The 11,731-nt window shown below is 62.2% G+C and carries 9 protein-coding genes and 1 pseudogene; 8 read left to right on the top strand and 2 right to left on the bottom strand.

Features of this window, described 5'->3' with window-relative positions; genetic code table 11:
* Nucleotides 1–230: 230 nt before the first annotated feature.
* Nucleotides 231–3,395, top strand: a complete 3,165-nt coding sequence (locus LCF60_RS17445; RefSeq protein ID WP_292293509.1) for a CheR family methyltransferase — start codon at nt 231–233, stop codon at nt 3,393–3,395.
* Between the two features lies 1 nt (nt 3,396).
* On the opposite strand, the gene LCF60_RS17440 is transcribed toward LCF60_RS17445, so the two are convergent.
* Nucleotides 3,397–3,768: a hypothetical protein gene (locus tag LCF60_RS17440; protein ID WP_292293508.1), complete on the bottom strand. Its 372-nt coding sequence runs from the start codon at nt 3,766–3,768 to the stop codon at nt 3,397–3,399.
* Nucleotides 3,769–4,031: 263 nt separating this feature from the next.
* Between LCF60_RS17440 and LCF60_RS17435 the strand changes: the two are divergent.
* The 4 genes and pseudogenes from LCF60_RS17435 to LCF60_RS17420 all read left to right on the top strand — a co-directional run.
* Nucleotides 4,032–4,271 (top strand): annotated as a pseudogene (locus LCF60_RS17435) (NAD(P)-binding domain-containing protein); the annotation flags it as partial.
* 96 nt (nt 4,272–4,367) lie between these two features.
* Nucleotides 4,368–4,877 (top strand): phosphogluconate dehydrogenase C-terminal domain-containing protein, encoded by a 510-nt coding sequence (locus LCF60_RS17430; RefSeq protein ID WP_292293544.1) that lies wholly within the window; start codon nt 4,368–4,370, stop codon nt 4,875–4,877.
* A gap of 239 nt (nt 4,878–5,116) precedes the next feature.
* Nucleotides 5,117–6,148, top strand: a complete 1,032-nt coding sequence (locus LCF60_RS17425) for a Gfo/Idh/MocA family oxidoreductase (RefSeq protein ID WP_292293542.1) — start codon at nt 5,117–5,119, stop codon at nt 6,146–6,148.
* A gap of 3 nt (nt 6,149–6,151) precedes the next feature.
* Nucleotides 6,152–7,939 (top strand): hypothetical protein, encoded by a 1,788-nt coding sequence (locus tag LCF60_RS17420; protein WP_292293506.1) that lies wholly within the window; start codon nt 6,152–6,154, stop codon nt 7,937–7,939.
* Here LCF60_RS17420 and nanR read toward each other — a convergent pair.
* Nucleotides 7,930–8,652, bottom strand: coding sequence for a transcriptional regulator NanR (nanR, locus tag LCF60_RS17415; protein ID WP_292293505.1), 723 nt, complete (start codon nt 8,650–8,652; stop codon nt 7,930–7,932). The two genes, LCF60_RS17420 and nanR, sit on opposite strands and share 10 nt — an antisense overlap.
* A gap of 144 nt (nt 8,653–8,796) precedes the next feature.
* Between nanR and LCF60_RS17410 the strand changes: the two genes are divergently transcribed.
* The 3 genes from LCF60_RS17410 to LCF60_RS17400 all read left to right on the top strand — a co-directional run.
* A complete protein-coding gene (locus LCF60_RS17410; RefSeq protein WP_292293504.1) occupies nt 8,797–10,134 on the top strand; it encodes a four-carbon acid sugar kinase family protein in 1,338 nt (445 codons plus the stop codon).
* Nucleotides 10,131–11,384, top strand: coding sequence for a ribulose-bisphosphate carboxylase large subunit family protein (locus LCF60_RS17405; RefSeq protein ID WP_292293502.1), 1,254 nt, complete (start codon nt 10,131–10,133; stop codon nt 11,382–11,384). Before LCF60_RS17410 ends, LCF60_RS17405 begins: the two co-directional genes overlap by 4 nt.
* 183 nt (nt 11,385–11,567) lie before the next feature.
* Nucleotides 11,568–11,731: transposase (locus LCF60_RS17400; RefSeq protein WP_292293541.1), on the top strand; the 164-nt coding region annotated here is incomplete at its 3' end.

The following is an 11,731-nucleotide window of genomic DNA, read 5'->3' as shown; positions in this document are numbered from 1 at the left end:
CGCGGGCGTGACCGGGCGCATGACCTTCTCGTGGTCGCCGCTCCTGATCCGTCTGACGACGCTGCCTTGGCGGCGAGATCTGATCGCCGAATTCACTTCTGAACCAGGATCGCGGCATACTCGAATCGACCGGCGAGGACCGGTGGCGTCAGGTCGGTTGGTGCATTGCGGTCGCGTCCATGCCACGATTTGGATAGGTTGCGAACCGAAAGACCAAGGGAATCGCTATCATGAACCAAGAGAGCGGCGAAGGGCGTGACGAGGCAGAACGTCAGGACAAAGCAGGCCAGACTCCGCCGATCGTGGGCGTTGGCGCGTCCGCGGGCGGTATCGCGGCGCTTCAGGATCTGGTGGCCAACATCCCCGCCGACAGCGGCATCGGCTGGGTGCTGATCCAGCACATGGCGCCCGACCGCGACAGCGAGCTTTGCAAAATCCTCGAGCGCCGGACCGACCTGCCGGTGGAGGAAGTCACCCGGAATACACAGGTCGCGGCCGACCGGATCTATGTCATCTCGCCGGGACAGGTCATCACGATCCGCAACGGCATCCTGCACCCCGCCCAAGACGACGACCCGCTGTCACGGCGCACGAGCATCGACGCCTTTCTGATCTCCCTCGCCGAGGACCAGGGCGAGCATGCAGGCTGTGCGCTCCTGTCGGGGGCCGGCACGGATGGCACGCTTGGCCTCAAGGCGGTGAAAGAGGCCGGCGGTCTCACGCTGACCCAGACGCTCCAGACAGCCGAATACGACAGCATGCTGCTGAGCGCCACGCGCACCGGCCTTGTGGACAGGGAGGTGCAAGTCGGCGACATGCCGGGACTGTTCGTCGACTTCCTGATCCGGCAACGGCCGATCGCCCGCGAGGTCGAGGTCGCGGATGGCGAGCGACAGGAGATCTGCGACATGCTCCGCCGCTCCATCGGCCACGATTTCTCGGGATACAAGTCGAGCACGATCGATCGCCGCATCCGTCGCCGCATGCAGATGCAGGGTATCGACACACTGGCGGCCTATGTGGCGCTGATGCGGGATGACAACCGCGAACCGGCGCGCCTGTTCCGCGATCTGCTGATCGGCGTGACCCAGTTCTTTCGCGACCCCGACGCCTTTGCCGCGCTGATCGAGAAGGCGATCCGCCCGATCTTCGAGGAAAAGACAGCAGATGACGAAGTGCGCGTCTGGGTGCCGGGATGCGCGACGGGCGAGGAAGCCTATACCCTGGCCATGCTGTGCCAAGAGGCGCGCGAACAGGTGGAAAGCCCGCCGGAAGTGAAAATTTTCGGCAGCGACATCGACGAAAGCGCACTGCATTTCGCGCGCCTCGGACGCTATCCGCACAGCGTCGCCGCCGACCTGAGCGAAGCGCGGCTGGAGCGGTTCTTCGAAATCGAGGATGGCTCCTATGTCGTGCGCCCGCAGTTGCGCGAGATGTGTCTTTTCGCCCAGCACAACCTGTTGCGCGACCCGCCGTTTTCGCGGATCGACCTGATCTCGTGCCGCAACGTGCTGATCTACATGAACTCCGGGTTGCAGAAGCGGCTGATGCCGGTGTTCCACTATGCGCTGCGGCCCGGCGGTTTCATGTTCCTCGGACCCGCCGAGAACGCGGGCGCCTCCGAGAACCTCTTTGCCGAGGCCGACCGCAAGAACCGCATCTTCCGCCGCGTGGGCGAATCCGCACGGCTGCCGGAATTTCCGATCGCCGCGGGCGACGGCAAGGGGTCCAAGGCCGCATCGCGGCCCGATGCGCGTGACCGGCCCGCCGATCGCGACCCCGCCACGCGGATGGCCCACCGACTGCTGGAGCGGTACACGCCCGCCTATGTCATCGTCGATGGCGACTTCGAAATCCTCGAGGCCTCGAGCGGGACCGGTGCCTTCCTTGAACTGCCGCGTGGCCGCCCGACGGCCAATCTTGGCGCGATGCTGCGCACCGAGGTGGCCCTGGACGTGAAATCCGCTGTGTCCAAGGTTCTGGCCTCGGGCGAGCGGTTGGTGCGCGACGACCTCATCGTTGGTCGCGATGACGACCGCCGCTACCTCACTCTGATTGCCGAACCCCTGCCGGGGAACGATCCTGCCGACCAGCGCTGTCTTGTCCTGTTCCAGACCGGACCGGCCGCGATGGCCGAAAGTACCGAACGGGCGCGGCGCCGCGGCGGCGACGAGGAAATTGTCCGCGCGCTCGAGATCGAGCTTCAGAGCACGAAGGAGCGACTCCAGACCACGATGGAGGAGCTTGAAACCTCGAACGAGGAGTTGCGCGCCTCGAACGAGGAACTGTCTTCGGTCAACGAAGAGCTGCAATCCTCCAACGAGGAGCTTGAGACATCCAAGGAGGAGCTTCAGTCGATCAACGAGGAATTGCGCACGGTCAACAACGAGCTGTCCGCGCGGGTCGAGGATCTGAGCCACGCCAACAGCGACCTCAAGAACCTGTTCACCAACACGCGGATCGCGATGCTCTTCCTCGATACGGATTTCTGCATCCGGAATTTCACCCCTCCCGCCAAGCCGCTGTTCCATCTGCGCGACCACGACATGGGCCGCCCGCTCGACGAGCTTGCCGGACGCATCGACTTCCAGGCGCTGAAGGCCGAGGTGGCGGAAGTGATCCGCACCGGCCAGCAGATCGAACACGAGGTCGAAGCAAGCAACGGCGCGCCGGCGCAGACGCTGATCATGCGCATTCTTCCATACCGCGACGAGAAGGAGGTGGTACAGGGCGCCGTCCTGACCTTCGTCGACATCACCGAGCGCAAGCAGGTCGAGGAACGGCTTTCGACCATGGTATCAGAGCTGAACCACCGGGTGAAAAACAATCTGGCCAGCGTGCAATCCATGGTCCGCCAGAGCGGTCGGCAGGCGGCGACGAAGGACGAGATGATGGAGGTGCTGAACGGCAGGCTGCATGCCATGGCCGCGGCCCACCACCTGCTGTCTCGCCAGGATTGGCAAGGCGCAAGCCTCGCGGAACTGGCCGAAGCCGTCCTGTCCCAATTCGTGGGCGCCGACACGCATCAGCTTGACATGCAGGGTCCGGATTTCGCCTTGAAATCCGAGAGCGTGGTCGGGCTTGGCCTCATCCTCCAGGAGCTTGCCACCAACGCCGCGAAATATGGCGCATGGTCAGGCGGCGACGGGAAAGTGACGCTGAGCTGGGAAAAGGCTGTGCGGGACGGCCAGGACTTCAGGATCGCATGGATCGAGAGCGGCGGCCCGCCGGTTCATCCGCCAGAGCGGCACGGGTTCGGGCTGGACTTCGTCACACGCTCGACCAATCACGAATTTCAGGGCACTTGCGAGCACGAGTTTCCGCCCGAAGGCTACCGTTGCCGGATCGTTGCGCCGGCCGGCAGAATCCTGAAGCCGGCGGACGCGTCCTCCTGAATTACGAGCGCGGCTCGATGAGACCGAGGCTTTCCAAAGCGGCGGCCAGCGCGCGTTGACTGAGCGGTTTCTCGAGCATTGGCCGATCGCGGAAACGGGCCGGCACCTCGGTTGTCGCGTATCCGCTCGCCAGCACGATCTTGACGCCCTGGTCGTCGAGAACCTCCGCCAGGGGCCAGACCCGCTCTTCACCGAGATTTATGTCGAGAACCGCGCCATCCAGCGCCGTCTGCTGGACAAGTGCAATGCCATCGGCGACGTTTGAAACCGGCCCGACCGGGACACACCCGCAGTCGGACACCATGTCCTCCACATCCATAGCGATGATGACCTTGTCCTCGACAATCAGGATACGTTTCGCCTCATGTCGCATGAACCCCTTCCCGGCAAACGCCGATGTCATATGACATGCAACTCCCTTGCCGCGTCGTAAGTTCCTATGAGATCCCCCGCCCTGCGGCTTGCGACCCTCCCGGTTACGATCAATGCCGCAGGGCCGCGTCATTGGTTCGGCTTCCTCGCGGCACGCCGCGGCAAGCGTTCGAACTGTGCAAACCCGCGCAACATGACAAGCGCCGGGATCTCCGCTTGACACAGTGTTCATAACATTATCAGATCATACCAGTTAATGAGAGAATGACAGGAGGGCGCGAGGTGACCAAGCTGGCTTTGTTCGGAGCAGGCGGCAAAATGGGCGTTCGCCTGTCTCGCAACCTTGCGAAGACGGACTTTGATGTGGCGCATGTCGAGATATCGCAGGAGGGGCAGCAGCGGCTGAGACACGCCGTCGGGGCCGAATGCGTAGATACCGAAGATGCTCTCGTTGGAGCTGAGGTTGTGGTCCTTGCCGTGCCAGACACCGCCATAAAAGCGGTCTCTCACCAGATAATCGACCAAGTGGAAAGCGGCGCGATGGTCGTCTGCCTCGACGCTGCGGGTCCCTTCGCCGGACACTTGCCGAAACGTCAGGACGTGACTTATTTCGTGTCCCATCCCTGCCATCCTCCGATCTTCAACAACGAAGAAACCGCGGAAGGCAGGCGTGACCACTTCGGCGGAATTGCGGCGAAACAGGCCATCGTGAACGCGCTGATGCAGGGTCCTGAAGAGCATTACGCTCTGGGCGACAAGGTCGGCCGTGCCATTTATGCCCCGGTCTTCCGGTCTCATCGGGTCACGGTCGAACAGATGGCGTTGCTCGAGCCGGGTCTTTCCGAAACGGTCTGCGCGTCGCTTCTCGATGTCATGCGGGAAGCAATGGACGAAGTTGTCGCCCGCGGAGTGCCGAAAGAGGCTGCGCGCGACTTTCTGCTTGGTCATCTGAACATATTGGGCGCAGTCATCTTCGACGAGATCGACGGTGTATTCTCCGCCGCTTGCAACAAGGCCATCGAGTTCGGAAAGCCCGTCCTGATGAAGGAGGACTGGAAGCGGGTGTTCGAACCCGACGAAATCGCCGCAAGCATTCAGCGGATTACCTGACACGCGCGAAATCAAGCCGAACCGTCAGCGCTCTGGCAACAGCACAGACGCCGGAGCCGGACGAAGCAGCGCAGATCGTCTTTGAGTCACGGGATCCGAGATCCCCTGGATATGCGGATCCCGTGTCCAGAAGCGACAAGAATTTTACCGCGCTGGCGGGAATTCGAATTGGTCGTCGATGCGGCTCTCGGTGAGCAGCATAAAGACAGGCATGTTGCAGCAGACAGGAGGACATCTTGATGAATGAAGTGCTAAAAGGCGGGCTGATTGGCTGCGGGTTCTTCGCGGTGAACCAGATGCACGGCTGGCAAGAGGTCGACCGCGTGGAGATCGTCGCAATCTGCGATCGCGATCCGGCACGATTGACCGAGATCGGCGACAGATTCGACGTTGCCGCCCGCTATGCCGATGCGGCCGAGATGCTTGCCGCGGAGAAGCTCGATTTCGTGGACATCGCCACGACGGTGCCATCTCATCGCGCGCTCGTAGAACTCGCGGCCCGGCAGGGCCTTCACGTCATCTGCCAGAAGCCTCTTGCCGAAACGATGCAAGATGCCCGCGCCATGAATGCCGCTGTCGAGGAGGCGGGCCGCGTTTTCATGGTGCATGAAAACTTTCGCTGGCAGTCCGGGCTTCGCGCCGCCATCGATGCGGTGCGGACGGGCAAGATCGGGTCGCCGTTCTTCTGCCGGGCAAGTTTCCGTTCTGGCTACGATGTATATTCCGGCCAGCCCTACTTGGCGACGGATGAGCGCTTCATCATTCAGGACCTCGGGATCCACGTCCTCGACGTAACCCGGGCCATCATGGGCGAAGTCAGGACCCTCTCGGCTTCGATCCAGCGCGTGAACCCGAAAATCCGGGGTGAGGACGTGGCAACGATTCTTCTGACGCATGACAGCGGCGCGACGAGCGTCGTCGACTGCTCCTATGCCACGCGAAGGCAGCCTGAAACCTTCCCCGAGACCCTGCTCGAGATCGACGGCGAGACGGGCACGCTGCGGCTCGATGCGGGCTACCGGCTGACGATCCAGAGTGCCGGAGGTAAAGACGTCATTGACGTCGCCCCGCGACTCGATCCTTGGGCAGAAAAGCCTTGGCACAACATCCAGGAGAGCGTTGTGACCATTCAGCGGCACTTCGCGGATTGCCTTCGCCAGGGCCGAATTCCCGAAACTTCCGGGGCCGACAATCTCCGGACGCTGGCGCTGGTCGAGGCCGCCTATCTCTCCGCCGCCGAAGCAAGGACCATCACGCCCGAGGAGCTTTGAGCGATGGGTGATCTGATCCCGCTATTCGGCACCGAGGCGTTCCGGCCACAGGCACAGCGGTTCAACACGGGTCGATTGAGTTTCGAGCTGCTCGATGGCGGGCTGCATGACATCCGTTTCGACAAAATCGAAGTGATCCGTGCTGTCACTTTCCCGGTCCGCGACCGGGACTGGGGCACCATCGCACCTCGACTGGGTGTGGTGACGAAAGAAGAGATCGCAGGCGGCCTGACCCTCGCCTGGACTGCCGAATTCGTGAACGGGGATGCTCGACTTCGAGCAAGCCTGGTGGTCACGGCCTCGCATGATCGCCTGGAAGTACACGCGACGGCCCGATCCGACGGCGATTTCGAAACAAATCGGGCCGGTTTTACCGTCCTGCATCCGATCGCCGCATCGGCCTGCCGACTGACGGTCCAGTATTCCGATGGGACGACCGAGGAAAGCAATCTGCCGGATCGGATCGAACCGTGGCAGCCGTTCAAGGATATCCGTAGTCTGACCCATGAGCAGTCCGGCATAATCACTTGCTGCACGTTGAATGGCGATGTTTTCGAGATGGAGGACCAGCGGCAATGGTCCGACGCATCGTTCAAGACCTATAACCGGCCACTCGCCCGGCCCTGGCCCTATCGTCTGCGTGACGGGGAACCCTTGCAGCAGAGCGTGTCGCTGAGTTTCAGCGGAAAAGGACAGCGGACCTCCGCCCAGGACGAGGTCAAGCTTTCGATTGGTGCCCTGAACGGATGCCGCATCCCGGAACTCGCACTGGTGATGACACCCGCCGAGGCTCGTGAGGCGCTGAGCGATCTGGCGCCCCTCGAGAGCATCGCTCCGCAGCGGATCACGGCACATCTCGACCCCGAGACGGGAGACACGGACCTCGTCCCATTTGCCCGGTTGCAGACCCGACTGACCCTCGCTGTCGACCTCGAATACGCTGCACGATGCGACGGTGACCTCGACGCGGAATTTGCAGAGCTGGCCGCACAGGTCCGGGCGGCGACGCTGCCGATCGCCTCCTTGTTTGTCTGTCCTTCGGTTGACCGGCAATCGACGCCGCCCGGCAGTACCTGGCCGGACTGCCCACCGCTTGAGAACGTCCATGCGGCGGCGGCACGCGCTTTCCCCGACATTCCTCGCGGCGGTGGGATGCTTTCGTATTTTACCGAGTTCAACAGGAAGAGGCCGCCGGTCGCGATGCTCGACTTCGTGGCCCATGGAACCAACCCCATCGTGCACGCGGCTGATGACAGAAGTGTCATGCAGACCCTGACCGCCTTGCCGTGGATTCTCAAATCCGGCCAAGCGATCGCCGGCGGGAAACCCTACCGATTGGGACTGTCCTCGATTCCCATGCGGCAGAACCCCTACGGCTCTCGGACGATTGACAATCCCGAGGACCAGAGACTCTGTATGGCGAACTCCGATCCTCGGCACTTTGCCCAATTCGGCGCGGCATTCACGCTTGGCTATCTTGCGCAAATAGCGCCTTTCGGGATCGAGGTCTGGACCCCGGCGTCGGGGTCAGGGCCGCGAGGTGTTTGCAAAGACGGTATTCTGACGCCGCTTGGCGATCTCTTGTCGCGTCTGTCGCGCCTGGCCGGGCAGACGGTACGCGACGTGTCCGTATCTCAGCCTGAAACGGCCGCGGCGCTTGTAGTCGAAAAAACTCTGCTGTTGGCGAACCTTACTGATGGCGAGATCAAGATTGAAATCGATAACGGCGAGGAGATACGGCTTGGACCCTATGCAATCGCCGAACATCCGTTCTCCGGGTCTCAGGGATGATGACGGTAATTGGCTGCGGAGCGATCCAGGTGAACTTCCATCATGCCTGCGGCCGCCGAGGGGTCCCGTGCAGCGATCGCCTCGATGATCCTTTCGTGCTCCTCGAGTGTGATATCCTCACGGCCCGACCAATGCAGGAGCGAAGTGTGATAGTGGAAGATCCACTTCAGCATTGCTTCAGCCATGGCCGTGATGATCGGGTTGCCGGCAATCGAGGCGATCTTGCTGTGAAAGGCGATGTCGCCGCGAATGAAGTCCTGCGCGTTGCCGAGTTCCTTGCGTTGCTCCACGAGGAGCATGCGCAGATCTTCGAGATCTTCCTCAGCGCGCTTTTCGGCCGCAATCTTGATGAGCCCCACCTCGAACATTTTTCGGGCTTCCTTGAGATGATCGAGGTTTTCCGGCGCGGCCGTAAGCAGGAATTGGGCGATGGCATCGACCTGCGTGAAGGCCGTGGTCGGGCTGATCTCATTCACGCGGCTTCGCTCTCCATGAGATATAGTGATGAGGCCAATCGTATGCATCGTCTGCAGGGCTTCTCGGACTGCGGGTCGGCCGACTCCGAAGCGTGTCATGAGATCGCGTTCGGCCGGCACCGGGTCGCCCGGCTTGAGCTCACCGTTCAGGATCATGGTGCGCAACCGGTCGAAGACCTCATCGGAGAGTTTACGCCTGACAATCCGGTCTTGGGCGACTTGGGGCGTGTCGATCACGGGGTGAAGTCTCCGTTGAGTTCGGGGCCGCATCGAGCGCAAAACTTGCGGGCGATATTTCCTGCAACTGGTATAGTGAGATAATATATGACGCAGGCGGTCAGCGCAAATACAGCGTCCTCCTTACCTCGGGGACGGCCTCTCGTGGCTTGGATCGGTGATGACTTCACCGGTGCCGCAGCGACGATGGAGGTCTTGGCCTTCGCCGGACTGAAATCGGTGCTCTTTCTGGCCGAGCCGACGGACGCCCAGCTGGCGCAGTTCAAGGACGTCTCGGGACTGGGTATCGCAACGATGGCCCGCACCAAATCGCCCGAGTGGATGGATGAGCACCTGCCGCGCATGTTTCGCAAGCTCGCCGAGAGCGGTGCGGAACTCGTCCACTACAAGGTGTGCTCGACGCTGGACTCGTCTGTGTCGACAGGATCGATCGGCCGGGCGCTGAACCTCGGAGTAAAGGCTTTCGCGCCGCGCTCCGTGCCGATCATCGTGGCCGCCCCCGAAATGCGGCGCTACCAAGCCTTCGGCAATCTTTTTGCCGGAACCGTGCAGGGGGTCTTTCGGCTCGACCGACACCCCGTGATGTCCCGTCATCCGGTGACCCCGATGGCAGAAGCGGATGTTGCCCGACACATTGGCACGCAAACTGAACTGGCAGTCGACTGCCTGGACATCGAAGCACTGGCGGACATAAGAGACGCGGCGGCACGGCTTGCTGCGGCGGACGGTGCAGCAGCCTTTACCCTCGACCAGATCGGGCCGGCTGAAGAGGCCGCCGCGGGCGCACTGCTGTGGCAGGGAAGGACGCTGAACCGCTTTGTCATCGGCTCTCAGGGCGTACAATACGCCCTCGTAAGGCATTGGCTCCACGAGGGCCTTGTCGAACCGCCGCAGCTCGTCGGCAGCATTGGTCGCGTAGAGAAGATGGCCGTCGTGTCGGGCTCCGTTTCTCCGGTCACGGCAGATCAGATCGCATGGTCCACCAAAGACGGATTTACATCGGTAGGCTTCGACGCCCTAGCGGCCTGCGGTTCGTCGGGTGATCTCGCCGCGGCCGAGGAAGCCGCGCTCGACAAAGCTTTGAACGTCCTCGACACGGGATCCTTGCCCCTGATCCACAGCGCCGCCGGCCCGGATGATCCGGGTGTGAAACGGCTTGAGGCGAAACTCGCGGGACGAGATGCATCCGACGTGAATGCCAGGATCGGCCAAGCGCTCGGTCGCATCCTGCGACGCCTGATCGAGTCGCGACATCTGCGGCGCGTGGTGGTGTCCGGGGGTGACACGTCTGGGCATGTCTGTACCGAGCTGGGGATTTATGCACTCTCCGCTCTCGCGCCGACGATCCCCGGAGCGCCGATATGCCGGGCCCATGCCGACGGACCGATGGACGGCCTCCAGTTGGCGCTGAAAGGGGGGCAGATGGGCAGCACCGATTACTTCAACTGGGTTCGAGACGGCGGAGGAGCGCGAGCAACATGACAGACCGGATTACGGCCACATACGATATCGAGTCTCCTGTCGGCGTGCAGCAAGCGGCGGAAGTGCTTGCGGGAGAGCAATCAACAGGGACTTTTGTCCGCCTCGCTGCCGAAACGGATGAGCTGCGCGACCGGTCGGCCGCCCGGATCGAGGGCTGCGTGGTGACCGGAGAGTCGCCGGCACCCTCGCTCCCCTGCCGGATAAAGGGAGACCGGTACGAGCGCGGCCAGGTCACCATCTCTTGGCCGATCGCAACAATGGGGCCATCGCTTCCGAATATCCTGGCCACGGTCGCTGGCAACCTGTTCGAGTTGGCGGAACTGTCGGCCATCCGGTTGCTCGACCTTCACCTGCCAAGAGAGGTCATCGATGCCAATCCGGGACCCCGCTTCGGAATAGCCGGCACGCGCGACCTGATGGGCGTACCCGAAGGCCCCATGTTCGGCTCGATCATCAAGCCGAGCGTTGGTCTCTCCGCCACCGAAACCGCGATCCTCGTACGCGACCTCGCCGAGGCAGGTATCGATTTCATCAAGGACGACGAACTTCAGTCGAGCGGCCCCGCCTGCCCTCTGGAGGACCGGGCAAAAGAGGTGATGGCGGTCCTCAACGCGCATGCGGACCGAACTGGAAAGAAGGTGATGTACGCCTTCAACATCACGGGCGAAATCGACGAGATGTCCCGCAGACTCGATCTGCTCGAAAAGCTTGGCGCGACCTGCGCAATGGTCTCGCTTCAGTCTCTCGGACTCGTGGGCCTTCGTGCGCTGCGTGAACGCAGCCCGCTGCCGGTGCACGGTCATCGCAATGGTTGGGGTCTTCTCTCGCGATCCCCTCATATCGGAATTTCCTTTCCGGCGATGCAGAAACTCTGGAGACTCGCAGGAGCGGACCATCTTCACGTCAACGGCATCGGCAACAAGTTCACCGAAAGCGACGAGACCGTGGCCGAGGCGGCACGCGCGGTCCAGGCGCGGATCTCCGACGAGGGGCCTGCTTTCACCGCGCTCCCGGTCTTTTCTTCCGGCCAGACAGCCTGGCAAGTTGCACCCTCGGCTGAAGCCGTCGGGAACGAGGACTTCCTGTTCTGTGCGGGTGGGGGGATCATGAGCCATCCTGACGGACCCGCAGCCGGCATCCGCTCCTTGCGGCAGGCTGCGGAAGCCTACCGGCTGGGTTGCACCGCAGAGTCGCATGCCACGGAAAACCCCGAGCTGTCATCGGCACTGACTGCGTTCAAGCGGAAATAGGTCCGGAAACGCCCCTGGCAGAGCACCACTCCATCAGCGACAGCCTTCGGTCGGAGGGCGGACCTTTTCTGCAAGTGCCAAGCGGTCGTGCTGAAAAATTGAAAGCTGGCACCCGAGTTAGGCTCCAGACCCATTGATTTCAGTCCGGTGTCGTGATTCAGGCTCCGCAAGGAGACCTGATCTATGAGCAATCTTTACTGGCTGACCGAGGCGCAAATTGAGCGCCTGAAACCGTTTTTCCCCAAGAGCCATGGCAAGCCCCGGGTTGATGATCGAAGGGTTCTGAGTGGCATAATTTTCATCAATCGCAATGGTTTGCGGTGGTGCGATGCGCCTGGGGAGTATGG

The organism is Marivita sp. (genome assembly GCF_020055635.1).
Taxonomy (GTDB): Bacteria; Pseudomonadota; Alphaproteobacteria; order Rhodobacterales; family Rhodobacteraceae; genus Marivita.
The sequence above is the reverse complement of the archived record's forward strand: the minus strand, read 5'-3'. Positions and strand labels throughout refer to the sequence as shown.

Excerpts from the sequence above, each read along its gene's own strand:
- LCF60_RS17405 (WP_292293502.1), top strand. The coding sequence starts at position 10,131 with ATGACAGACCGGATTACGGCCACATACGATATCGAGTCTCCTGTCGGC.
- LCF60_RS17440 (WP_292293508.1), bottom strand. The coding sequence starts at position 3,768 with ATGCGACATGAGGCGAAACGTATCCTGATTGTCGAGGACAAGGTCATC.
- LCF60_RS17425 (WP_292293542.1), top strand. The coding sequence starts at position 5,117 with ATGAATGAAGTGCTAAAAGGCGGGCTGATTGGCTGCGGGTTCTTCGCG.
- LCF60_RS17420 (WP_292293506.1), top strand. The coding sequence starts at position 6,152 with ATGGGTGATCTGATCCCGCTATTCGGCACCGAGGCGTTCCGGCCACAG.
- LCF60_RS17445 (WP_292293509.1), top strand. The coding sequence starts at position 231 with ATGAACCAAGAGAGCGGCGAAGGGCGTGACGAGGCAGAACGTCAGGAC.